Origin of the sequence: Lactobacillus sp. ESL0246 (assembly GCF_003692965.1) — a bacterium.
Classification (GTDB): Bacteria; Bacillota; Bacilli; order Lactobacillales; family Lactobacillaceae; genus Lactobacillus.
In genome coordinates, this window is the sequence record NZ_REHC01000014.1 from 1 (window position 1) to 25,860 (window position 25,860).

Sequence of the window (25,860 nt, forward strand, 5' to 3'; positions counted from 1 at the left end):
TAATGGAAGGCTTCTTTGGCATTTTAAAGAGAAATGTTTTATGGGTTTGAAAAAAATTTTAAGAATCTAACTGAATTAGAACAGGCGATCAGAGAATATATCGATTATTACAATAATGAAAGAATCAAAATAAAATTAAAAGGACTAGCCCCGATAAAATATCGGGAACTAGTCCTAAGTTAAAGTTTAATAATCTGTCCTAATTTTAGGGTTCAGATCATTTTTTGGTTATCTACTTTTTTGAACAAAATAATGAAGAAATTTCAAATTGGAATAATATTTTTTTGCTATAAAAGGGTTAAGTAAATGAAAAAAAATAGTGTTTTAGATAACTTACGCTGGCTTACCAACTTTATGGGTAAAGAAAAGTTCAACTTGATTTCATGGCCATTAGTTGCAAGCTTCATCAATTTATTGCTTACTTTATTAACTTCAGCACTGCCAGCAGTGGTAGTGTGGACTTTTAGTAGCAGATATCAACTACAAACCAAATTGTTGCTATTAGTTATAGTAAGTTTAATTATCGGATTCTTAAGTTGGCTTTCTGGTTGGTATGATCGAAAGATGTTTTGGGAGAATACAAAGCTAAGTATGAGATTGGCTGTAAAAGATGCCGAATTATATTTAACACAGGATTTTGCTGATAGTTTATCTCATGAAAAGCAGCAGGAACGCTTTACTAGCACACAATATGCTTTTTCAAATGAAACAACTGGCGTTGGCATTTTTATTCCAGCATTAAGTAGTTTTGTTTCAACTTTACTAACCTTAATTATTGTCTCGCTTTTGACAGTTAAAGTTAGCTGGTTAGTGTTGATCTTAATTTGGTTAAGTATAGGAATGTCAGATTATCTATTGAAGCAATTTACAATCAAGCGGCGTGCCATGCGTGGACAAATAGATCGCGAGCAGCTTAAGTATCAATACTATACTAAAATTAGCTTTGATGAAAATGCTAGTGATGATATTCGTCTTTATCACATGGCGCCTGTAATTGAGCAAAAAATAAGTGTCTTGCAGAAGAAAATTGAAGCAAGTGAGCGTGCAATTTCGCATGTAAAAGTTAAAACTGAAAATCTAATTCAATTGATTGGTTTTGTTCGGTTTGGATTAAGCTTTTGCTTGTTACTTTTAGCTATTAAGCAAGGAAAATTGAATGTTAGCCAGTTTACTTTTTATTTTAGTTTAATTGCGAGCATTGAGATAGTAATTAAAAGTAATTGGCAAAGTCAATTAAATTTACGTTCGGCTAATAGTGATCTGAATGTTGGTCGCAGTTACTTTGATAGTGTGAAAACGGTAATTTCTGAGAAAAAAACAGCTGAGTTAATGTTGCCTACTGAGCTTAACATTAAGTTTGACCATGTATGTTTTGGCTATGAAGCAAGTAAACTTATTATTAAAGACCTTAGCTTAGAAATTAGAGCTCATGAGCATCTTGCTTTTGTTGGCCGTAATGGAGCCGGTAAAACAACCTTGATGATGCTACTAATGGGATATTTAAAACCAACTTCGGGTAAAATTTATTTTGGAGAAATTGACAGCAGTCAGTTGAGTACCCAGCAGCAATTAGGACTTTTTTCAGCCATGTTTCAGGAAAATACAGTTTTGGCAACAGATATTTTACATAACTTATCTGTTAAAGCAATAGCAAATCCAGTAAGAGCAGAAAATGAACTTAAACTAGTGGGATTATCAGCTAAAGTTAAACAGCTAGAAAAAGGATTAGAAACACCTTTAACTAAATATGTGTGGGATAATGGGCAAAACTTTTCGGGTGGTGAACTAGAAAGTTTAATGCTGGCTCGAGCATTGTATAAGTCAGCGCCGATGATGATTTTAGATGAGCCAACTGCAGCTTTGGATGCACTTAGTGAAAAGAGTTTGTATGAACAAATTGCGAAATTAATGCGCGGAAAAACTACGATTTTTATTTCGCACCGTTTAGCTTCAACAGCTGCTAGTGATCGTGTCTGCTTTATGGAAAACGGACAAATTGCTGGGTTGGGGAAACATAAGGTCTTATTAAAAAATAACGCAGCATATTATAACCTTTATCAAAGTCAAGCCAAATACTATCAAGAAGGAGGCAAGGTATGAAAGAGTGGGGCAAAATCAAACAGCTTTTGAAGGAGAGCAATAGTTTATCACCACATATCTTAACTTTACAGATAGCTCAGGCAATTGTTACTAGTAGTGCTAATATTCTGCAGGTCTTTATGGTTGCCTTCGAAGTGCAAACTTTGTTAGCAGGGGAAATTATTCAAGCATTAACTGTTGGCATATTTTTTTTAGTTGGACAGTTCTTAATTAATTTGGTGTCAAATTGTCTTAGCGAAGCAACTGATAGGCAAAGTAGGCTACTGAACTTTCGCGCGCAAACGGAAATTTCTAAGCATTTAGTAGAAGTTGACTATGAAACTTTTATGGATGCTAATTTTCGTCAACTTTATAGTGACATTGAGTCTGGATTTCAATTTACTGGTGGGTTTCAGGCCTTTATTCAGAACGTGGTCAAAGATTTTACTAGTTTCATTGTTACTCTATTTACTTCGGGTTCGGTTGTTATGTTAGTGTTGGTGAAATGTTGGCAACAGTTGACTCAACCGTTTGAAAAATTTTGGCTTGTCTTAGGGTTAGCCTTGGCAGTAATTTTACCATTATTTGTATCAAGCAAGGCGGGCAAACTATCTGGTAAGATTTTTCAACAATTTTTTGAAGTTAATACAAAATTTAACCGTCTATTGTCTTACTACTTCGACTATGCCTTTAAAGATATCAGCATTAATAAGCTTTTGCGCTTATTTGATCCTACTAACAGTTATCTTAATAAAGCTGAAGAACAAGTTATCGCTGGAGTTAGCATTGATGAAAAAATTCAAAATAAGGCATTAAGCGTTTATTTGTATTCGGATCTGTTGACTAATCTTATAATTGGTCTAATGTACGTTGTGTTTGGATTATTCATTTTAAGAAGCAAGGCCTTGAATATTGCTAGTCTGATTGCAGCAGTTGGAACTTTACAATTATTAATTGCTAGTCTTGGTAGGCTATTTAGCTCCTGGGGTAATCGTATGGCTTCTTTTAAAACGATGGAACAGTACCATAAGTTTATGTCGATGGGTATTATAAAGACAGGGCTGACTAAGACTAAACCATTAATTACGGGTCAATACTTTGAGATTAAATTTGATCACGTTTCTTATTGCTACCCTGGACAAGAAAAGCCGGCATTAAATGATGTCTGCTTAACTTTTAAGAGTAATACCAGAACGGCTTTAGTTGGCCCTAACGGTAGTGGTAAAACTACATTAGTCAAATTACTACTTCGCTTAATTAAACCAACTAGTGGAAAAATTTTGTTAAATGGACAAAATATTAACAAAATTCTTCTTGACGATTACCAACACTTTTTTGCGGTAGTTTCTCAGCACTTCTTTTTAGGTGCGGATTCACTGGCAGATGTACTGTCAGTTGGTGTTAAGAAAGACAAAGCTAAAGCTGTGTCAGCTTTAGTAGAAGCTGGATTAAAAAAGCGCCTTGAACAATTACCTTTAGGAATTGAAACATCAGTTTCCAATACTTTAAATGCAAATGGTATAAACTTTTCAGGTGGTGAACAACAAAAGATTGCTATTGCTCGAGCAGTGTATCGTGACAGTCAATTTTATGTTTTGGACGAGCCAACAGCAGCACTTGATCCTATTTCGGAAGCAGAAGTATTTGATCAGTTTGATCTACTTACCCATGGAAAAACTGCCCTCTTTATTTCGCACCGCATGAGTTCAACTCGTGCAAGTGATCAGATTTATGTTTTAAAACAAGGAAAAGTTCTTGAATCAGGACAGCATCAATCCTTAATGGCTAAGCATGGCTTATACTACGAGATGTATAGCGCTCAAGCCGAATTCTTTATTAAAAAAGAAAAGTTGCAAACAAAGTGAGTGGTAGGATTTATTGGTTAATCGAATAATTTTTTAATATGATAGACTTGTATTCTTGAAATACTAACTCTTCTTACAATTTGTGAAATCGGTGCAGTTAAAATGAAAAATGGGGAAGTTATAGACTAATCTTTTTTGTGGATTAGGAGAATCAAGCGCATATAAAGACGAGTACCGCCTTTATATGCGCCTTATTTTTGTTATTCTTTAATTTTCCTCTGTTCTTCTTCGGCCTGAAGTACTATATAACTATTTGATATACTTAACTTTGAGTAGAAAAAGAACTAGCTCCGATAAAATATCGAAAACTAGTTCTAGATTAAAGTTTAAAAATCTGTCCTAATTTTGAGATTCACACCCAAATTAAGAAAATGCGTTTTTGTTACTTATAACTTTAGCTTAAATCTGCCCCATTAGTTGAAATCACTTGTTTATACCAGTCAAATGACTTCTTCTTGAAACGGTTGAAAGTTCCCTTACCTTCATCATCCTCGTCAACATAGATAAAGCCATAGCGTTTAGACATTTCACCTGTTGATGCACTGACTAAGTCAATACAGCCCCATGGCGTATATCCCATCACATCAGCTCCATCATCAATTGCTTCAGAAATTGCCTCAATATGTTGGCGCAAATAGTCAATTCGATAATCATCAGCTACATAATGATTTTCATCGGGCTCGTCAACTGCTCCTAAACCATTTTCAACAATAAATAGTGGCTTTTCATAGCGATCAGATAATTGGTTGAGCGCAATTCTTAAACCAGTTGGATCAATTTGCCAGCCCCAATCACTTGATTTTAAGAATGGGTTCTTGACGCCACCCATTAAGTTGCCGTTAGCCGTTTCTTGGTTTTCATGAGTTACATCAACAACAGATGACATGTAATAACTGAAGCCAATATAATCAACCGGATATTTAGCTAATAAAGCGAGTTCTTCATCTGTATAATCAAGATCGGATAGCTTGACGCCCTGCCGAGCTAGTAAGCTCTTAGTATAAGCTGGATAATGTCCTCGAACTTGAACATCAGCACAGAAGAAATTATTAGCTTGATTGTCCTGTAAGGTTGCTAATTGGTTCTTAGGATTTGAATCATAGCTGTAAGTTGTTGCATACAGAATCATACAACCAATCTTCATAGCAGGATTTAATTCATGACCAATCTTAACTGCCTTTGAACTGGCAACAAATTGATTGTGCCAAGCTTGATAAATATTCTTTTTGTCTAAAGCGCCATTACTTACAGTTAATCCTTGGCTCATAATTGGAAAATGTGCAGCACTATTAATTTCATTAAAAGTCATCCAGTATTTAACTTTATCTTTATAACGAGTCAAAACAGTTTGCGCAAAGCGTTCAAAGAACTCAATTAATTTTTTGTTCTTCCAGCCACCATATTGCTTAATGAGGTTTAGCGGTAATTCGTAATGTGAAATAGTAATTACTGGTTCAATATGGTTCTTTAAGCACTCATCAATTACTGCATCATAAAACTTAAGACCATCCTCATTAGGTTGTTTTTCGTCACCATTGGGAAAAATTCGAGACCAAGCAATCGAAAAACGATAGCATTTAAAGCCCATCTCTGCAAATAAAGCAATATCTTCTTTAAAATGATGATAATGATCAATCCCAACGTGGTTTGGATAAACCCGCTTAGGATCAATCGAAAAATCAAAATCAGGAGAAGCAATAATCTTCATTCGATCTTTTCCACCTGGTAAAACATCAGGTAATGATAACCCCTTACCACCTTCTTGATATGCTCCTTCAAGTTGGTTAGCAGCAGTTGCGCCACCCCATAAAAAGTTTTTAGGAAAATTATTAGTATCCATAGCAAATCTCCTTTCATTAACCGCTTATTCTAGATCAAGCAATGCATCGCCGAAGTTAACATCGCCACTAGCAAGTACCTTTACATCATGATAATTATTTGAATTTGTAACAACAATTGGTGTTGTAACCGTGAATCCAGCTTCTTTAATTGCTGCTATATCAAATTCAATTAAAGGTTCACCTGCCTTAACTGTTTGATCCTTCTTAACTAAGATTGTAAACCCTTTGCCATCTAATTCAACTGTATCCATTCCAATATGAATCATTACTTCAGCACCAGTGGCCGATTTAAGACCAATAGCGTGTCCGGTTGGGAATACCATCATAACTTGACAATCAAATGGCGCACAAACTTTACCTTCTGCTGGTTCAATCGCTACACCTTTACCCATTGATCCACTAGCAAAAACTTCATCTTTAACTTCAGATAACGGCAATACTTGACCAGTTAACGGAGCAACCAGCTTTTCTGCCTCATTATATGTTACTACAGCTGTTTTAGTTGTTGCCCCATTTTCATTAGCCGGTGCTTGAGTACCAGCGTCAGCAGAAGTTGTTGCACCAACAAGTGGTTCATCAACACTACTTTTACCAAACAGCATTTGTAAAATGAAACCAAGAACTGTCGCAACGGCCATGGCAATCATTAAGCCGTAAACTCGACCATCAACACCATTTTTTCCAATTGCATCAGGAATTGAGAAGATGCCCATACCAGCCATTAAGTAAACTTTAGTACCGAAGAAACCAATCATTCCACCACCAATAGCAGAAGCTATACAACTAAGAATAAATGGTCTTTTACGCGATAAAGTAACTCCGTAAATTGCTGGCTCAGTTACACCAAAAATACCAGATACAAAAGCCGGAATCGCAATACTACGAGTTTTTTCATTCTTAGTTTGGAAAATAATTGCTAAAACGACACCGGTTTGCGCAAATGAAGCAGCTAAAGATAATCCTAAAATCGGATCATATCCCATAGCGGCAATGTTAGTCATCATTACCGCAACAAAGCCCCAGTGGACACCAAAAATCACAAAGACTTGCCAGAAAGCACCCATTAAAATACCAGCTAAAATTGGACTAAAGTTGTAAAGCGCACTAACTATAGCTGCAATTGCATTACCAAGCCACGTAGCCACCGGTCCAATAATTAAGAAAGTAATTGGAATTGTAATCAATAAAACGACAAATGGTACTAAGAAAGTTTTAACAACATCGGGAATAATCTTCTTAGCCAATTTTTGAACTTTCGAAGCAAACCAAATTGATAAAATAATCGGAATAACTGATGAAGTATAATTCATCGAAATTACAGGTATACCTAAGAAAGTCATGTGAACGGGAGCTTGTAAAATTGTACCCTTAAAAACAGTAAATAGGGCCGTCTTACTACTTGCCATGGTCACAATTGTTGGATAACAAAGTGCCGCGCCAATTGTCGCTCCTAAGTATTCATTAATGCCAAACTTCTTAGCAGCAGAAATCCCCAAAATAACAGGTAAGAAATAGAATAAACTATCGCCAATTGCATTTAAAATAATGTATGTTCCTGAATTGGCTGCAACCCAGCCAAAAGATAGAAACATAGCATTAAAGCCCTTGATCATTCCAGCTGCACATAAAGGTCCTAAGATTGGATTGAAAATGCCAGAGATTAAATCAATAAATCTATCAGCTAAACTCATGTTGCTGTTATCAACATAATCATCACTAACTGTGCCACCATCGCTAAAGCCACCAACTTTTATTAAAGTATCATAGACATCAGCAACGTTATTACCAATAACAACTTGATATTGACCACCAGATTTAACTAATGAAAGTACTCCATCAGTCGCTTTCATCTTTTCGTCATTTGCCTTTTTCTCATCTTTCAATTTGAAACGCAAACGTGTCGTACAATGCACCACGCTGGCAACATTATCCTTACCACCAACGTTGGCAATAATTTCTCGACTTAATTCTTCGTAAGCCATATCTTCCTCCATCTAAAAAATAAAAACCCGCGAACTCAAAGAAGACTCCTTGTTAAGACAACAATAGAATTTTCTTTATGTTCTCGGGTTAATGCCTGTAAACAGTAACACACCGTTCAAACTTTGATTAATTATTGATTGGACCTTGACCTGAATTTTTGGCTTGCTTGTTACTTTGTCGATGAGTAACTCGCCAAACATGAAGCGTTAAATAAACCTCATCATCAGGTTGCAATTTCCAACCAGCTTGATTTGATAAATAAGTGCCGATCTTTAAAACTGCCTCATATGCTTTATTGTACTTAACTTTCATTAATTCAAGCAAAGAATGATCAAGTTCACTACCAGTATCTTCATCACCAATTGGATAAAGATGCCGTACCATAAATAAACGCAAATGAGTCATAAACCGACTGAAATTAAAGGATTCGGTATCAAGCTGCATGCCATACTGATATTCGATTATCTCAACTACTCCACGGATCAGTTTGGTAATTTTTACAGTATCCTGCAACTTGGTTTGACTAGAACCCGCATTAATGAAGTGATAGGTTAAATAAACTGCTTCCGATTGTGGAAAAGCTAGATTCGTTTTTTGTTCTATCAGCTTTAATGCATCTTTAGCAACACCATACTCTTTAGGAAAGAGCTTATTCATTTCCCAACTTAATGTGTCTGGCCCCAATTCAAACCCTTCATCAGTTCTTTTAAGCATAAAATCAATATGATCAGCTAAAACCATGTACTGATAATCAGAAAACTTTACCTGCAGTCGCTTTGAAACTAGGTCAGTAACAATAGATGTTAAAGACAAGGTTCGTTGATCTATATCTTTGATATTATCAATCATTTTGATATTTTTCTCAACCGCAACAAAACGACGAGTAATTTTTTCTTCGTCAATGGCATCACCCGGTTTTTTGCCAAAGCCAATTCCATTACCAATTACTACCCAATCGACACCAGATTTATCCGACACCAAAGCAGCGTTATTGTTAAAATTTTTACGAAATTTCACTCAGCATACTCCTGTCCCAATAAAAAAACCTATGAGCAGCACAAAAAACTTGTTGTTCATAGGTTCATGCCTGATCGAATCAGTAACACACTTATTTACTTATAAAATTATACATCATTGTTAAAGCGATTTCAATACTTATTTACGTATTTTTCATCAGCATTTATTTAGTTATAAATATTTGTACTTAAGCAAAATATATATTTTAATATTAATTACTACTTTTTGTTCCCACCAAATAGAAAAAAGGTTTACTTTAATGACCACGAAGACACAAAATTATTCGTTAAAACAACGCTTTTTAAATTCAATTATTGTTTTATTCTTGGGGATGCTCTTTTATTTGGGTATCACATTAGTATTTTTTGGCTCTGGAATTGGTAATGCATATCTTATCAAAAATAATTCCGAAAAAGCTAGCTCCAATCTAACAGCCCAAAAAATCCGCAAGAATCAACAGCATAAGACTACTTATGATGCCAGTAAAACTGAATCTGTTAGTACCGTTAAGCTAATTAAATCACAGTCTCAAAAGGCATATAGTATTGGGCAGGTTTCAATTCCTGCTGTTAATATTCATGTGCCGCTATTTGCTGGATATGGCAAAAACAATCAAAATTTATCATATGGTGTCGTTACTTGCCTTCCTAATCGATCCATGGGAGGGAATAATAATTATGTTCTTGCCGGACATTATATGGGTTCAGCCAATGCAGCGGTTCTAGATAATCTGCACTTAACTAAACCAGGTGATCTTGTTTATATCACAGATTTACGCAACATCTATCTTTATCGCATTAAAAAGATTTCTGTAGAAATCAAACCTAACCAAATTGAAGTAGAAAATAATGTCAGAAACAAACCAATGATCACATTAATAACTTGTTCTGATTTTAATACATCAAAATACGGCTATGGTGCTAATCGAACGGTAGCTCAGGGAAAACTGGTCGGTCAAGCCAGCGCTAGTATAACCAATCTAAGGATCGCTGAGCTAATTAAATCTAAGAATAAGGCCTATAGTGCCCAAAACAAGTTAATTTTAACAAATAAAAAAGTCATTCATAAAAGCTGTCCTCGGGCAGCTGCTCAACCCAAGTTCTATCAAAACCAGTCCTTTATTAAAATTTCAATTATCACATTCAATATTATTTTTCTAATTATCATTAGTTGGTTACTTATAAAAATTTGGTAATCGACTAAATTTTCATCATTAAGTTTGCTTACCCCTAAGATCATCACGCCACAATATTCTAAGCTCGAAATTAATGGTAATGGCTATGATCTATGAATTAAGACTATCAAACAATCGATTCATAATAGTCTATATTAGATAATCTAATTTTTCAGGCAAAATAACATGGCATTCAAAATTATTATGGATTTAACACTCCAAACCAATATCACAGTTTATTGTTGCACAAAAAAGAAGAAGAAATACATATTATTACTTTTACATTTGACGTGATTCAGTAGATAGTCATGAACTACCTATAACTTCTTAATTATTGATAAATAATTAACAGTCGAGAACCATAATTAGCTATTAATTTTAATTGCAATCTTATATTTTATACTTATAAAAAATTAATTAAATTATAGCCAATAATAAACAACTCAAAAGAAAAGTCAGTAAAAATGTGATCAAAATTCGCAATATTGAGAGACAATTTAATACATCACTAAAAAACGTATGTAATTTCCAATATTAATCTGAAGAGTGATATTAACAAATTTTTAAATATAAAGAAAAGCTTATGTCTTTTTTATCCAAATAAAAAACCTATTGATTGGATATCATAGGAATATCTATCAACAGGTTTTATCACAGAGCCTTAATTAAACATCAGTTTAACTATCAGCAATATTTTTTAATAATCAAACAAATTTAAGAACTGACATGAAAAGAAACTATTTAAGTTTATAAGTATACTTATTAAAAAGGCTAACTTGATTAATTGTATCTATAGATCAACATTTATGAATTAATCTTGTTTTTTCTTGCGTTTAAATCCTAAACCACCTATTAGTGTCATTAATAAAGCAATGATTCCACTGAAAGTAAACAAGTTTTTTTCTTTTTGGTTGCTGCCCGTTTGCGGTAGCATTGAATTTTTATTTACTTTATCATCCGGTGGAACTGTTAACTTGTTGCTCATTAAACGTGGGATTGTGACCAATTGGTGGTTACTTGCATTAGCTAGGTCTTGCTTTGATTTTTCCGATGATTGTTGTTGCTCACGCTTTTCCCATATTGACAGATTGCGACGATGCTTATTTGGCAGTATCAATTGCTTTTGTTCATTACTTGGTTCTGTTTGATGACTGTGACGGTTCTCAGGCGCCGATGACTGATTTAAATCAGATTTATTTGGCGACATAGGACTTTTATGACTAGGTTGTAAGGGATTAGGAGCTGGCTTGGTGATTTTTTCATAAATATAATAAATATTTTGTGCGGTGTCGCTAATTGTACCGGTTTTGTTACCTTTAACTTCTTTTAACTGATAATCTGAAAACTTTTTTTCTTGACTTGTATATGGATCACCAATTTTACCATTAATTATAATTGGTTGAATTAAATCATTCCCAGTTGTATCTTGATAATGAATTGTAACAGCTTTCCCTTGTTTAGGAGCTTCTCGATGGTTAAAGGCAACAGTATAAGTAATGTCACCAGTTACATTATCAGGAATTGAAATGTTTTGCTCATTATTTAAAGGTAAATTTGATTTTGAGGAATTTAGTACATATCCTTTAGAAATTAAAGAATTGACGATTTGATTGTATTTTTCTTTATACTGAATTATAGTTCCGGGTACAATATCTACTTCATCTGCTTCAAGTACCGAATTATTATCTAGATCGATGTAATTAATTGTCGCCTTAGAGGAAGTAGGAATTGAAGGATCAGGAGCTGGCTTGGTGATTTTTTCATAAATATAATAAATATTTTGCTCAGTGTCGCTAATTGTACCGGTTTTGTTACCTTTAACTTCTTTTAACTGATAATCTGAAAACTTTTTTTCTTGACTTGTATATGGATCACCAATTTTACCATTAATTATAATTGGCTGAATTAAATCATTCCCAGTTGTATCTTGATAATGAATTGTAACAGCTTTCCCTTGTTTAGGAGCTTCTCGATGGTTAAAGGCAACAGTATAAGTAATGTCACCAGTTACATTATCAGGAATTGAAATGTTTTGATCATTATTTAAAGGTAAATTTGATTTTGAGGAATTTAGTACATATCCTTTAGAAATTAAAGAATTGACGATCTGGTTGTATTTTTCTTTATATTGAATTATAGTTCCGGATACAATATCTACTTTATCTGCTTCAAGTACCGAATTATTATCCAGATCGATGTAATTAATTGTCGCCTTATATAACGATTGTAAATTATTATGTACATAGGTATCAGCATCTGTTTCACCATTATAGTTAGCTGCTAGATTAGTAGAGGATATTTTAATTGTACCTTTAGGATGTTGTATAGTACCGCCTTTGACACGAATCCAATCTTTTGGTGTATCTAAACCGGTTCCTGAAATAACGGAATCTTTGCCTAGAACAAAAACAGCTAAATCTTTAAGTCCACTAAGCATATTCTCTTTATAAATAACTTGATGCATTGAAAAACTACTAAGGTTTAAATATTTTAAACTGAGATCATTGTAGAACATATAACTCATACTTAATGCTGAGGTTGTGTTAAAAGTGCTCAAGTCTAATTTTTCTAGTTTTCCACAATTTTTAAACATTGAATTCATATACACAACTTGACTAGTGTTAATGTCGGGAGTTTTTAAGTTAGTTAAATTAGTACATCCACTAAACATATAGCTAGTATCGGATGCAACCTTGCTTTCAAAGCTACTCAAGTCTAATTCAGATAATTTAGTACAACCATCAAACATATGCATAAAATAGACAATCTTTTCACCTCCGAAATCTTCAAAAGTAAGATTTGTTAAATTAGCACAATTTCTAAACATATAACTTGAATCAACTGTTTCGATAGCTTTAAAGTTGCTTAAATCTAATTTAGTTAAACTACTATCACCGTCAAACATATACTGCATGTACTTAACTTTACTTGTATTAAATTTATTTAAAGCAAGTGTGGTCAGATTAGCATCATTACTGAACATCCGATCCATTGCCCCACAATTGCTGGTATCAAGAGAACTTAAATCAAGAGATTGAAGAGAGGAATCATTAGCAAACATTCCAGTCATATGAGTAACTTGTGATGTATCTAAGTTGTCTAGATTTTTAATTGATTTCAAATTTGGTAGATTAGCAAACAAATTATTTGCTTTGCCCCAAATTTTTATTTTATCAGCAATATTGATAGATTCAATATCTTGATAGTGTGGTATATTGGAAGCAATTGGATCAGGATCAGTTATACTTCCACCTTTATTAATAGTTAATGCTTTTGTTTGATCATTATAAGTTACTTTTAGACCATTCCAAGTATTATTACTCGGCTCCTCACTTTGACTGCTAATTTTTGTATGATCTTTTTTGTCGTTTAATTGAGGTTGTTGCTTAGATTGTTCAGTTTGACTTAATCGTTGAGCAGTAGATTCTTTATTGCCAGAATTAGTAGTAATCTGATCTGCAATCAATTTTACCTTAGCAACCTGATTATTTTGATTTTGACTGGATTCGTGATTATCTATAACTTTATGATCATTGACTTGGCTTTCTTTATCGGTAACCGTATCCGCCTTTATTTCCTTAACATTGGGATTAGCTAGAAATAAAGCAGCGCTTAAAACAGCACCGGCAATACTAACGTTAACTTTACCTAGATGCGAAAATTGTTTTATAATAGCTGTTTGTTCATTTTTCATAATTTGACCATTTCTAATAACCATCGGTTTACTAATCTTATTTAATTAAAGTTAGTATAGATATGTTTTTCTTCATTATAAAAATGATTATGTTACGTGTCAAACGGTTTTAATTCCATAAATATAAACAATTCAATTATGTATTACAGTGTTATTTATTTTAACAGTTTGCCGTAAGTAAGTAGTTTTTATAAATACTGCAAAACTGTTTTAAATTATCTTTTTCTTTACATGCCCATAAGTTAGGAAAGCAAACAAGATATTCGTTAATTATATTACTATAAAATCATAATATTATAACGCAAAATACAATATATTATTTATAACAAAATTATATATTACACAAGTAAATTTTTAAAAAAGATTATAGATACTTTAATAAGTTATTTTATTTTTAAATTATTTACGTTAACTAAATAGATTAAAATTACTATTGTAATAACATTTATCTGGTTTAAAAGAAAGATTCATTATTTGTAGTTTCTTTAAGCTATCAATTTACCGCCGCATTATGATAAAAAGAAACATAAGTTTTTCTTTACATTAAAAAACTGTTGATTCCACTTTTCAGATTCACATCAGAAATTGTTTATTGTTTTAAATTGTCGCTCAATGTTGAAGATCATGACCTCATTTTTACTGATTTTCTTTTAATTTGCTTCATTAAGTTAAAACTAAGGTCCATCATGTAATCTTAAAACTTGATTATTATGTCTACTATGCTTAGTCATCACACTAACAACGGTCATATCTTTGTTAATGTCTGCCACTATTCCAGTGCTAATGACAATTTCCCATAATATACATTAGACTGAATAAGAAACGAATTATCTAACAAGATTGTGGTAAGCATGCTATAGCAAAAAAGCAATCTGGTAGATAAACATTGTTCCTCTCATTTTAATAAGATTCGACTACCAAAATATTTACAATGAATTCATCTGAATTATAAATGCCTAAACTTTTGTTATCTTTCATAAAAAGATATCATTATTCTAAATACATTTGTCTTAACTGAGTCAGATCAGCACTATTAAATCCTAATTCCTTTTCAAAGAAAGTAGCAAAATCGCCCCAGCCACCACGAATAGTTTCAGTAATACCACGAATAGCAATACCTTCGCCTTTAGTAACATTCATCTTAGCGACCATCTGTGTAATTTCATCATTGCTGGGCAATTGACGCGAAACAGCAAAGTCATAGAGTTTATTAGTTAATAAATAATCGCGAGCAATTGTATCGTCACCGACTCCTAAAGCCATCAAAATTAGTGCTGAGACCATCCCCGTTCGGTCTTTACCTGCACTGCAATGGTAGACCAATGCCTGATCTGGCTTTAGTTTCAATAACTCGGTAAATATTTGAGCAAACATCTCCCGACTATGTGAATTAAGCAATGTTTGCTGATAAATTCGACCAATAAAATTATTATTCAAATTGGGAATGTGATGAAGAAAGCGATAAATGTGGTGGTTACTCTGACTTCCTGACTCATTTTCATCATATATTGGCACATCAACGTATTTAACATTTGACCAATGTATATCTGGAGAAGATTTTTTCTCGTACTGGGAACGCAAATCGCAATCAACTGCAATTCGTAATTGAACTAATTTAGTTTGATCAGTTGCAGTCAATGAACTAAGCGAATCAGACCGATAAATTTTATTCCATTTAACTTTCTGGCCATTTTCATTTTGATAGCCGCCAACATCTCTAAAATTCAACGGCCCATCCAATTTAATAATTCGATCATGTACCAATTAACTCACTCTTTCTTAACTCAAATATCAAATTCATTCATCATGAGCAAAAATCTGCGTTGCCTTAACGGCTCTTTTCCAGCCTTGATATAAACGGTTTCGTTCGCCATCATCCATTTGACTTTCAAATGTCTTACCGACAACAAAAATATCTTTAAGCTCATCAACATCTTTCCAATAACCCACGGCAAGACCTGCTAAAAAAGCCGCCCCTAAAGCAGTCGTTTCCAACATTTGCGACCGCTCAATTTTTATTCCTAAGAGGTCTGCTTGAAATTGCAATAAATAATCATTATTTGATGCCCCGCCATCGACACGCAAGGTAGGAATTTGAATTCCGGAATCAAGTTGCATTGTATCAACTACATCTCTAGTTTGATAAGCTAACGATTGGAGCGTGGCCTTGATAAAATCATTTCTATTTGTTCCACGTGTAACTCCAAATACGGCACCTCGAGCTTCTGAATCCCAGTACGGGGCGCCAAGTCCTGTAAATGCTGGAACAACATAAACCTCATTTTCAGATTTTGATAAACTAGCCGCTTTCTCCGACTCTGCTGCCGTTTTAATCATTTTCATTGAATCTCGTAACCATTGAATGGCACTACCAGAAACAAAAATCGATCCTTCAAGTGCATATGTTATTTTACCATCAAGTCCATATGCAATGGTTGTAAGTAAATTATTATCTGATTCGGTTGGCTGCTCACCTGTATTCATTACAATAAATGAACCTGTTCCATAGGTGTTTTTTACCATACCCTTTCTCAATGCCAGCTGTCCAACTAAAGCCGCTTGTTGATCGCCTGCAATTCCACATATTGGAACTTTCTCACCAAAAAAAGTATAAGACTTGGTATAACCATAAATTTCAGAATTTGATTTGACTTTGGGAAGCATTTCTTTAGGAATATTAAGCAAATTCAAAATATCATCATCCCATTGTAAATCATGAATATTAAATAGCATTGTTCTAGAAGCATTAGTATAGTCCGTCACATGAACTGCACCATCAGTCAACTTCCATAACAACCAGCTATCAATAGTTCCAAACAACAAGTCACCTTGCTCTGCGCGTTTCTGTGCCCCGTCTACATGATCCAAGATCCACCTTATTTTGGTTGCACTAAAATAAGGATCAATGATTAATCCTGTTTTTTTATGAATCATTTGACTATAGCCATTATTTTTTAAATTTTCGGCTAATTCGGTTGTCTGCCGTGATTGCCATACAATTGCATTATAAATAGGTTTACCAGTTTTTTTATCCCAAATAACTGTAGTTTCTCTTTGGTTGGTGATTCCAATACCTTTAATTTGTTCAGGACGAATTCCGGAATTGATAATCGCATTAGCAATTGTCGTTTGTACTGCATGCCAAATCTCTTCAGCCTTGTGCTCAACCCATCCAGGTTGAGGAAAATACTGCGGAAATTCCGTTTGCGAAGAAGCAATCTTATGACCTTGATGGTCTATAATCATCGCCCGTGTCGAAGTAGTACCCTCATCAATTGCCATAATGTAATTTTTTGCCATAAATTGTCCTTTCTTAAGAAAGCGATTTACTATAATTTTACTACCTAAGCCCACTTTTACAAGAAATAATTATAGCATGGGATCTATTTTTTAAGTTATACTGTGAGCATCAAGCTTTGATTAAAAAGAGGATAACAAAATTATGAAAAAAGAAATAATTACCTTAACAATTGCTGGAAACGATAGTGACGGTAGTGCAGGAATGACCGCAGATTTACATTCATTTTATGCCCGAAAAGTATATGGTATGGGGCTTTTAACTGCCGCTGTTGCTGGAAACACCACGGGAATCTACGCCCAAGAAGTAATGCCCATTTCATTTATTCAAAAGCAATTTGATGTTCTAAATGATGATTTTGCAATTTCAGCTCTTAAAACTGGAATGCTGGCTAATAAAGAAATTATTACTTGCGTTGCAGCTAACTTGCGTAAATATGATATGGGTAAGATTGTCATTGATCCTGTTATTATGACTAAACATGGCAATACCCTGCTTGACGATGACGCTTACCAAGCTTTCTTAGATGAACTACTACCACTTGCTGACATCATTACACCTAATTTTTATGAACAACAAAAATTAACAGGGCTTTCTTTGGATTCAAAAGAAGAAGTGCTGATGGGGGCAAAAATGTTACAAGCAATGGGAGCGAAGAATGTTTTAATGAAGGGGCGCCACGATAGTCCTCACCAAACCCGAGTAACCGATGTACTGCTGGCTGCTGACGGTCAGGTTTATGAATTTACTAAGCCGTTTATTAATACTGAACGAATTAACGGCACAGGCGATACCCTATCAGCAGTTATTGCTGCTGAACTTGCCAAAAAAATGTCAATTATTGACAGTGTTAAAATTGCTAAAGATTTTACTTATGAAGCAATCGCTCATCCAATTGAAGTTGGCTCAAAATATGGTCCAATTAATCATTTCGCTGCCCAAGAAGATATTGAATAATTATCTTTTGCTCACGCTTTACCTTTAGGATATACTTTAACCAAAGAATAGAGGTAGAGATAAAATGGCAGATAAATCAATTAAAATTGCATACTTATACGAAGACCTAATGAATACCTATGGTGATTCTGGTGATGTCAAAATTATTCGCTATTTACTAAAAAAACAAAATTATACAACTCAAATAGATAATATTTCTTTAAACGATAGCTTTGACGCTTTTGACTATGACTTTGTTTTTTTTGGTGGTGGCCAAGATTTTGAACAAACTGTAGTTGCCAAAGACTTACCACGTCATAAAGATACTTTAACCAACTATATCAATAGTGACGGCCCAATGTTAGGTGTTTGTGGGGGCTATCAATTAGTTGGTTCTTATTACAAAACTAATTCTGGCATTACAATTAAAGGACTAGATATCTTACCCTTCCACACCGTTTTTAAGTCAGATAAGCGAATGATTGGTGATACTAGGTATCTGAGCGACTGGGGTGAAGTTAGTGCCTTTGAAAACCATTCAGGACAAACATATTTTGATGATAAAGAAAAACTGCATCCTTTAGGCAAAATGATTGAAGGTTATGGTAATAACCCCCAAGATAAAGTCGAAGGGCTACGTTATCATAACTTTATTGGTACCTATTCTCATGGACCATTATTAAAAAACCTTAATGTCGCCCAAGCAATTGTTGACATGATTTTGGCTCGGCATGAAAAACGACTTGCGGCTCAATAAAAAAACTGAACTACTAGCTAGTTCAGTTTTTTATTACCATCGCTCTTTTGCGTAAGCCATTTGCCAAAACTGTAATTCGTAGTAGCTACTGCGAACAAAAGCTGTTTGCATCATTTGACGATCAGTTACGGTGGCTTGACTAGCCAAAGTATTTATTAATTGCAAAATATGCGTCACATTGACCTCATACCAGTCACTATCATAAGTATCTATCCATGTTTGATAGAGTGTTACGGGTGAGCCAACTTTAGCTAATTTTTGCCCAATTTCTTGATACAACCAATAACAAGGAACAATTGCAGCGATTGCTGGAGCAAAGCCATCACGTTCGAGTGTCAGATACATATGATTGACATAATTATACGCAGTAGGCGCAATCGCTGTTTGTCTAATTTCCATTGGAGTAATTTTTAATTCCGTAAAAAAATCACTGCGGACAGACCATTCGCAAGCTCTAAGATCTGCTTCACTCTGCAATAAAAATTTTTTAATTTGCGGATTACCTGCTTGTTCAGCTAATAGATGATGGAACTTACTAAATTCAACTAAATAATACCGATCCTGCAGTAAATAAAACCGAAATTTTGTTAACGGTAGTTGGCCACTTTGTAATTCTGTAATGAAAGGATGCACCAGACTTTTTTGCCATATATTTTGTGCTGCTTGATGCAATTGCTGCGTGAAACTCATTAATTTGCCTCTTTTCTACTTTATTAATTTTATTCTTATTTTATGCCTATTTTTAATTGTCTTAAACTTAAAAAGTCATTATAATAGAAAGCGATAACACGAGGGGAGCCCCCATCGAGGCTGAGATGGAACTACGTTCTAGACCCTTTGAACCTGTAAGCTAATTCTTGCGTAGGAACGTGTCAATAACCGTTAAGCTTTGACACATGATAGTGTCAAAGTTTTTTATTTACGCAAGTAGGCTAGTGCAATTGTTGGAGGTTGAAATGAAGTTAAATATTCTCAATGAATTACGAGAAAAAAATCCGGTTGTTTTAAATGCTGCTAATTTTGTCACCGTTCAAGATGTTGCTAATAGTTTAAATGCTATTGGTGCTTCACCAATTATGAGTAAGGAAATTGCCGAAGCCGAAGAAATGGTTAAGATGGCTTCAAGCGTCACCCTTAATCTCGGCACTTTAACCCAGTTGCAAATTGCCCAAATGAAAAAAATAGGCGCTTTAGCTACCCAAGATAAAAAGCCTATCGTATTTGACCCTGTCGCTGTAGGAGCGGTTAATTATCGTCTGCAAACAGCGCAGGCCCTCCTCCACAGATTTCCAGTTAGCATAATCCGTGGTAATGCTGGTGAAATTGCAGCTTTAGGGGGTTTTGAATGGAATGCCCGAGGGATTGATGCTGGTTCGGGTTCAGGTAATCTTGACCAAATCACCCAAAAAACGGCTCAAAAATTGGACTGTGTTGTTATTGCTAGTGGTGCAACAGACACAATCAGCAATGGCAAGAAGATTGCACATGTTTACAACGGCACCCCGCTATTTCAAGCCCATGTTGGCTCAGGTGATGTACTATCTAGTATTGTGGCAGCTTTTGCAGCAGTTGGGACTGATCCATTTGAAGCAGCTCAAACTGCCACCTTGGTATTTGCAGCTACTGGCGAATTACTAGCTAAAGGCCAGCCAGAAATTGGCCCTGGCACGTTCGGTATGCATCTGATAGACTACTTGGCTAAAGTTCAAGTTGCCGATATTGAAAAAATAGCAAAATTTGACTAAAGGACGACTTTTTATGACTGAAAAAATTAATTCTTTCCCTCAAGTATTAACAATCGCTGGGACCGATTCTGGTGGTGGTGCTGGTATTATGGCTGATCTTAAGACTTTTCAAATGCAAAAAGTTTTTGGTACAGCAGTGGTGGTAGCAGTTACCGCACAAAATACCCTTGGTGTACAAGACTCTTTTTTAATACCATTAGAACTAATTGATGCACAATTTACCTCACTTGCCGCTGATTTTAAGATTCGCGCCTGCAAAACAGGAATGCTTGGCGATGCAGCTCACGTGCATCAAGTTGCTCTTAACCTAAAAAAGTATGATTTTGGTCCCATTACAATTGATCCCGTAATGGTAGCTAAAGGCGGTGCACCCCTGCTAAGTAAAGATGCTGTTAAAACTGTCAAAGATGAACTTTTACCACTTGCAGATTTAGTAACACCCAACTTGCCCGAAGCTGAAGTACTGACGGGAATTAAGGCAAGCAGCGAAAAACAGTATCCAGCATTAGCTCATGCCTTACAAGAGATGGGTGTGAAAAATGTTCTAATCAAAGGTGGTCATGCTGAAAATGAACTAGTACGCGACTATGCCCTCTTAGCCGATGGTACCGATTTTTGGATTAGCAGTCCACGTACCCACACCAAAAGAACTCACGGCACCGGTGACACTTTAGCTGCAACAATTACAGCTCAGCTCGCTCACGGTCAAACTTTAAGTGCTGCAATTAAACTTGGTAAACAATACGTAGCCAAAGCTATCGCAGAAACCATCCAAGTTGGCCATGGTCACGGACCACTTAATCATTGGGTAAAAATAAACTAGGAGAAATTATGCAAAAATTTGATCCCACACAGTTAACCGCATATTTTGTCTGTGGAACACAAGACCTGCCCGCAAACAAAAGTCTACCAGAATTAGTAGAAGAAGCTCTCAAAGCTGGCATCACTGCTTATCAATTCCGTGACAAGGGTCCTAAATCAACTTTGAAACAAAGTGACCGCTTATCAATGGCCGAAGAACTACACCAACTTTGTCAAAAATATGATGTGCCATTTTTTATCGATGATGATGTTGCTTTAGCCAAAAAAGTTCACGCTGAAGGAATCCATGTTGGTCAAGATGATGAAGATATTGCCCAGGTAATAAATGAAGTAGCCGGCCAGATGATTGTGGGATACTCATGTTCTACTATGACAGAAATTGCCAAAGGCGACTTTATTACTGGCATTGATTATTATGGCAGTGGTCCAATTTTTACCACACAATCAAAAGACGATGCTGATCCAGAAATAGGTCTTACTGGTTTAGCTAAACTAGTCAAGCGCACTAGTAGACCAATCGTTGCAATTGGTGGCATTAAGGTTACAGATTTACCAGCAATTGCTCAAACTAGAGCAGCTGGCGCAGCAGTTATTTCAATGATTTCCCAAAGTAAGAACATTCAAAAGACTGTTACAGCAATGCTTACCACCAATTGGCAGCGACAATAATAGCTGTTAGCTTCTTCCTCGTTATTTAAAGCCTTAGTTATCTTCAAAAAAGGCAGTACTATCTTAAGTACTGCCTTTTTTAACTTCTTTAAATATACTTCATAAGAGTAATCTTTACTTTGCTCCAAATTTTTTCGATACTAGGGCATTTTTTAATACAGTTAGGTGCATTGTTACGGCTCTTTTAAACATAATTAATCGAAATTGAGACAAATCTACTTGATCCTTGAAGTATTACCGTTGGACCATTACCTTTTGCTGTACCGTTGATTTCTACTTCACCCAAAATAGTAGCTAAATTGTCTTTAAGTTTCCATGACAACGGCAAGTAGATTGCGATCTCACTCATTAAAGCATTGACATTAATTACCACCGTATCGCCAGCAGGTTTAGTAGAATCTAGATAAACACTAGTTGTACCCATTGTTGAATTAATAGTGACTGTTTCTAAGTTTTGTGAATGAACGTAGCGCGAAACTTCCGATAATTTTTGGTTAATCACGATATGACGTTCATCATTTTCATTGTCGTCATCACCAAAATCACTTTTGGTAGAGGTGAATTCGCCATCCGTCCAACCTCTGCTTTGACGCTTATTGAAAAAATAAGATGTGTGATAGTGATGCCAACTTTTTGCAAAAATCAAATGTAATCCCGCATACACTAAGCAAGTTGCTAAAAGTAACGTCCACGGAACAATACTGGTGATGTGTAGTGGCTCAGCATAAACAATTAATAAAAAAGCGACTGAAAATACTGTACCAAATAAATTATGATTAACGAGGCTATTGATTAAGCTTACTGCAAAAATCACTGTCCAAAAAATAGTGGCCAAGCCTAAGTGAAAAGATAAAAGCTGTAATTGATTAAGAATTAAGAAAACGGCGGCTGCCACTAAACCAATGCCCCACAAAATTTCTTTAATCTTTTGTTTTCTCATGATAAGGACCTTCTCTCATTTAATTTATCACTCAAATTATGATAATAACGGCGTGAAACGTAAACAACTTTGTAAGAATCTCGAAAATGTACTTGGCAATTAGAAATTGATCTAGTCAATGCATAAACCTGTTTTAAATTTAAAATAGTTGATTTAGAAACACGCATAAACTGCCAGCTAAGTAATTTCTCTAATTCATATAATTTATAATTAACGCTAAAAGAATTACCTTTTGTATGCGCAACTACTTGGCGACCTTCCGTTTCCAAAAATAGAATATCATCTAAATTTAAATAGTATGTCAGCTCATTTTTGTAACATTCTAGTTGATTGGGTCGTTCGCTTAGTTCTTGCAGTTGCCGATAGATTTCTTCCACTTCAGCTGTTAATTCTGGTGCCTGAATAGTAACCATTGTTTCAGCAGTATCCGCATTCAAATCAATTTTAACTTTCAAAACTCTCACCTGCCCTTCAATTGATAATTTTAATTAAACCCTAATTTAAACGTAAAAGCCAGCAACATGGTGCAAGTGGTTCCTTTATCTAAGTAAGCGGTCAATTTTAATAAGTGAATATAATAGTCATAATTTTTTTACAAGTAATTGAAAAGATTCTGCCAAGAAAGATCACCAGCTAATGATTAACCATTTTGTTTTTTAAAAAATCGTTCTAATTCTTTGCCATACTCAGGCATACCCAATAAAGAAAAATTCTCAATTGCTATTCGACAAATATCTAAATATTTATCTTCTGCTTTGTAATGATACTCAATCATATTTTTGAGTAACAAAATGCCATTTTTATAAAAAAACAATTCAGGTTTAGTATCAATTTGATCTGCAGCCATAATTAAAAAGTGTGTTGCATCATATTCATTCTCTTCAATACACTGAATTAATAAATTACCAATAACACTTAAAATTATTGCCAACGTCTTCACATCATTGGATCCTTGGAATTGCTTAATTATCCTTCTAGTAATTAACAAATTGCTTTCAAGATCATAGAACATCATAAAATTGCAATACAGCACTAACTTAGACTTATCAAAATTAGGTCTACTAAAGATTTGATCTTTTAGAGCCTTTTTTTCTATATCATTTAAATCTTCATTATTTACATTAGCAATATAAGCATCAAGATAAAGCAAGTCAGTCTCTTTATTAGGAAGATCACTTTTACTAACAAATTCTTTCAACTTTAACAATTCGTTTTTTGAATTCCGATAATAAGCATCACTTATTACAGTCATTAATTCGCGTTCTTGATTATATTTTGATTGTTTAGAACTATTTAGTTCACCAAAAAAATCAAGTAAAGAGACAGAATTATAATTCAGTAAACTTACTAAATCTTCTGCAGAAATACGATGAATATCTTTTTCTACCTTAGAGTAATAGGAAGGACTTACAATATCCCCAATCCACTCTCGTTGAGTTTTTTCTTCATTCAGTCGAAATTTTCTTAATAAGCTACCAATAGTCATAATTTTCTCCATTCCTGTTACTTGTAATACTATATTTTTAATTTTTATTACGCCTGAATTTATTTTTCCCAATAAGTATTAATATTATATTTGTTCTGATTCACTTGCCTCTTTCTTATTTAACTATAAAATTTCGAATACGACATTTTTATAGTTAAAATTATAGCCCTTTTATAATAAAAATATCATCAAATTAAGAAATGAGAGGCAAATATTATGAACATCTTTTTAAAGAATAAAAACTACAGAAAATTTACTCTTGCCAGCTGGTTATCCAGCGCAGGCAACATCCTTTTCTACCTGGCTCTCATGACTTATGCTAGTAAATTGAAAAATTATTCCTTGGCATTATCTTTAATTGCGATTACCGAGTCACTACCAGACTTAATTCAAAGTCTCAGTGGCTACCTAGCGGACCGGACACACAATAAATACCGCGTAATTGTCTGGCTTGCAGTCATTCGCTTTGCTTTGTACATGCTGGTGGGCCTGCTCTTCGTCACCAATATTGCCGGCTGGAACCTGGTTTTAATGGTTATTGGACTCAACTTTGTATCTGATCTATCCGGCATGTACTCTAGCGGTTTACAAACGCCTCTAATCGTTGGCCTCGTCGGTGAAAATGAAATGGCCGAAGCCCAGGGTTTTACAGGCGGCGTATCACAACTAATTACGCTAGTCGCACAATTTGTCGGTTCCGGGCTCCTGCTCTTCATGTCATATTCAGAACTAGCCATTGTCAATGCTCTAACCTTCTTAGCAGCTGGCTTACTCTACGCCAACATTGGGGCAAATGTTCGCAAGCAGCAGCCTGACCAGAAAGAAGAGGTCAATGACCAAAACTTTTTTGCCACGATTGGTTCATCACTCAAGCAAGTACGGCAAGCCCACGGACTCTTAACAATTGTTTTAGTTGTAGCTATGCTTAATGGTTTGCTCAGCTCTGTTGAGCCATTAATTTCAATCGTTATTGCCGGCAACAAAAGCATGCTTATCGGCAGCTATAGTTTCACCATCGCACTTCTAGGAGCTGCTGCAGCAATCGGCTTAGCTCTTGGCAGTGCAGTCGGCACCAAACTCCTTAAAAACACGTCGCTTTTCCAGCTATCTTTATTATCTACTATCAATAGTGCCATTATTGCCGTTGTCATTTTGAACAAGAGCAGCATACTTTGCCTTATCTTAATGACCACTCTTGGCTTCTTAGCTGGTACGATCAGCCCTAAGTTAATGCAATGGTTGGTTATCTCCGTAGATCGCAAAATTTTAGCTTCTTCAGCAGGGCTTTTAAACACAATCTTAGCAATTGCTGGTCCATTAATGACAACATTATTTACCACGATTGCTGGTACAATCAATGTTAATTATGCCCTATACGGTGTTTTGGGACTTAGTGCCATAGTTTTCATTGCTACTCTGATCGTAATGATTAAGGTCAATAAATAGCAATTACTTATGAGTATTAAAAAAAGAGTAATTCATTTACTCTTTTTTATTAATTATTTAATATCCAAATCATTTGTGCTATAAATCGTGTGGTTGTACCACTAGATC

General features: G+C 34.8%; 19 protein-coding genes, 1 pseudogene and 1 riboswitch. Of the genes and pseudogenes, 10 read left to right on the top strand and 10 right to left on the bottom strand.

All coding sequences use genetic code 11. The annotated features are described in order from the left end of the window. The 3 genes and pseudogenes from F5ESL0246_RS07475 to F5ESL0246_RS07485 form a co-directional block, all read left to right on the top strand. Positions 1-183, top strand: a pseudogene (locus F5ESL0246_RS07475) (IS3 family transposase); the annotation flags it as partial. Between the two features lie 123 nt (positions 184-306). Beyond that, positions 307-2,100: an ABC transporter ATP-binding protein gene (locus tag F5ESL0246_RS07480; RefSeq protein WP_122019211.1), complete on the top strand. Its 1,794-nt coding sequence runs from the start codon at positions 307-309 to the stop codon at positions 2,098-2,100. Then, complete coding sequence (locus F5ESL0246_RS07485; RefSeq protein ID WP_122019213.1) at positions 2,097-3,944, top strand: ABC transporter ATP-binding protein; 1,848 nt, start codon at positions 2,097-2,099, stop codon at positions 3,942-3,944. Before F5ESL0246_RS07480 ends, F5ESL0246_RS07485 begins: the two co-directional genes overlap by 4 nt. A gap of 394 nt (positions 3,945-4,338) precedes the next feature. Here the strand turns inward: F5ESL0246_RS07485 and F5ESL0246_RS07490 are convergent, their stop codons facing one another. From F5ESL0246_RS07490 to F5ESL0246_RS07500, 3 genes are all read right to left on the bottom strand, one after another. Beyond that, entirely contained in the window at positions 4,339-5,784 is a 1,446-nt protein-coding gene (locus F5ESL0246_RS07490; RefSeq protein WP_122019215.1) for a glycoside hydrolase family 1 protein, read from the bottom strand. 24 nt (positions 5,785-5,808) lie between these two features. After that, the gene (locus tag F5ESL0246_RS07495) at positions 5,809-7,767 is read right to left on the bottom strand and encodes a beta-glucoside-specific PTS transporter subunit IIABC (protein ID WP_122019218.1); all 1,959 of its coding nucleotides are present in this window, start codon (positions 7,765-7,767) and stop codon (positions 5,809-5,811) included. Between the two features lie 127 nt (positions 7,768-7,894). Beyond that, positions 7,895-8,785 carry a PRD domain-containing protein gene (locus F5ESL0246_RS07500; protein ID WP_122019220.1) on the bottom strand — a complete coding sequence of 297 codons (891 nt, stop codon included), beginning with the start codon at positions 8,783-8,785 and terminating at the stop codon, positions 7,895-7,897. Positions 8,786-9,044: 259 nt separating this feature from the next. On the opposite strand from F5ESL0246_RS07500, the gene F5ESL0246_RS07505 reads away from it, so the two are divergent. Beyond that, on the top strand, positions 9,045-9,980 hold the full coding sequence (locus F5ESL0246_RS07505; RefSeq protein ID WP_122019222.1) for a class A sortase: 936 nt from the start codon (positions 9,045-9,047) through the stop codon (positions 9,978-9,980). 790 nt (positions 9,981-10,770) lie between these two features. Here the strand turns inward: F5ESL0246_RS07505 and F5ESL0246_RS07510 are convergent. From F5ESL0246_RS07510 to glpK, 3 genes are all read right to left on the bottom strand, one after another. After that, positions 10,771-13,677 (bottom strand): MucBP domain-containing protein, encoded by a 2,907-nt coding sequence (locus F5ESL0246_RS07510; RefSeq protein ID WP_122019225.1) that lies wholly within the window; start codon positions 13,675-13,677, stop codon positions 10,771-10,773. 966 nt (positions 13,678-14,643) lie between these two features. Beyond that, positions 14,644-15,417, bottom strand: a complete 774-nt coding sequence (locus tag F5ESL0246_RS07515) for a tyrosine-protein phosphatase (RefSeq protein WP_122019227.1) — start codon at positions 15,415-15,417, stop codon at positions 14,644-14,646. 33 nt (positions 15,418-15,450) lie between these two features. Next, a complete protein-coding gene (gene glpK, locus F5ESL0246_RS07520; protein ID WP_122019229.1) occupies positions 15,451-16,953 on the bottom strand; it encodes a glycerol kinase GlpK in 1,503 nt (500 codons plus the stop codon). 142 nt (positions 16,954-17,095) lie between these two features. Here glpK and thiD (F5ESL0246_RS07525) point away from each other — a divergent pair, with 142 nt between their 5' ends. Further along, on the top strand, positions 17,096-17,908 hold the full coding sequence (gene thiD, locus F5ESL0246_RS07525) for a bifunctional hydroxymethylpyrimidine kinase/phosphomethylpyrimidine kinase (RefSeq protein WP_369916918.1): 813 nt from the start codon (positions 17,096-17,098) through the stop codon (positions 17,906-17,908). A 64-nt stretch (positions 17,909-17,972) separates the two neighbouring features. Continuing rightward, positions 17,973-18,644 (top strand): type 1 glutamine amidotransferase, encoded by a 672-nt coding sequence (locus F5ESL0246_RS07530; RefSeq protein ID WP_122019231.1) that lies wholly within the window; start codon positions 17,973-17,975, stop codon positions 18,642-18,644. Positions 18,645-18,677: 33 nt separating this feature from the next. Here the strand turns inward: F5ESL0246_RS07530 and tenA are convergent, their stop codons facing one another. Beyond that, on the bottom strand, positions 18,678-19,334 hold the full coding sequence (tenA, locus tag F5ESL0246_RS07535; RefSeq protein WP_122019233.1) for a thiaminase II: 657 nt from the start codon (positions 19,332-19,334) through the stop codon (positions 18,678-18,680). Positions 19,335-19,425: 91 nt separating this feature from the next. After that, positions 19,426-19,529, top strand: a riboswitch (TPP riboswitch). 71 nt (positions 19,530-19,600) lie between these two features. On the opposite strand from tenA, the gene thiM reads away from it, so the two are divergent. The 3 genes from thiM to thiE are packed head-to-tail and all read left to right on the top strand — an operon-like array spanning position 19,601 to position 21,880. Then, on the top strand, positions 19,601-20,389 hold the full coding sequence (gene thiM, locus F5ESL0246_RS07540) for a hydroxyethylthiazole kinase (RefSeq protein WP_122019236.1): 789 nt from the start codon (positions 19,601-19,603) through the stop codon (positions 20,387-20,389). Between the two features lie 13 nt (positions 20,390-20,402). Next, positions 20,403-21,212 (top strand): bifunctional hydroxymethylpyrimidine kinase/phosphomethylpyrimidine kinase, encoded by an 810-nt coding sequence (gene thiD / locus F5ESL0246_RS07545; RefSeq protein WP_122019238.1) that lies wholly within the window; start codon positions 20,403-20,405, stop codon positions 21,210-21,212. 5 nt (positions 21,213-21,217) lie between these two features. Continuing rightward, positions 21,218-21,880 (top strand): thiamine phosphate synthase, encoded by a 663-nt coding sequence (gene thiE, locus F5ESL0246_RS07550; RefSeq protein ID WP_122019404.1) that lies wholly within the window; start codon positions 21,218-21,220, stop codon positions 21,878-21,880. Between the two features lie 184 nt (positions 21,881-22,064). On the opposite strand, the gene F5ESL0246_RS07555 is transcribed toward thiE, so the two are convergent. From F5ESL0246_RS07555 to F5ESL0246_RS07565, 3 genes are all read right to left on the bottom strand, one after another. Next, the gene (locus F5ESL0246_RS07555) at positions 22,065-22,820 is read right to left on the bottom strand and encodes a hypothetical protein (protein ID WP_122019240.1); all 756 of its coding nucleotides are present in this window, start codon (positions 22,818-22,820) and stop codon (positions 22,065-22,067) included. Beyond that, a complete protein-coding gene (locus tag F5ESL0246_RS07560; RefSeq protein ID WP_090092622.1) occupies positions 22,817-23,275 on the bottom strand; it encodes a LytTR family DNA-binding domain-containing protein in 459 nt (152 codons plus the stop codon). The genes F5ESL0246_RS07555 and F5ESL0246_RS07560 overlap by 4 nt, the downstream gene beginning before the upstream one ends. A 185-nt stretch (positions 23,276-23,460) precedes the next feature. Next, complete coding sequence (locus F5ESL0246_RS07565) at positions 23,461-24,378, bottom strand: helix-turn-helix domain-containing protein (RefSeq protein ID WP_147441065.1); 918 nt, start codon at positions 24,376-24,378, stop codon at positions 23,461-23,463. Between the two features lie 144 nt (positions 24,379-24,522). On the opposite strand from F5ESL0246_RS07565, the gene F5ESL0246_RS07570 reads away from it, so the two are divergent. Further along, the gene (locus F5ESL0246_RS07570; RefSeq protein WP_122019244.1) at positions 24,523-25,752 is read left to right on the top strand and encodes an MFS transporter; all 1,230 of its coding nucleotides are present in this window, start codon (positions 24,523-24,525) and stop codon (positions 25,750-25,752) included. The last annotated feature ends 108 nt before the right edge of the window (positions 25,753-25,860 follow it).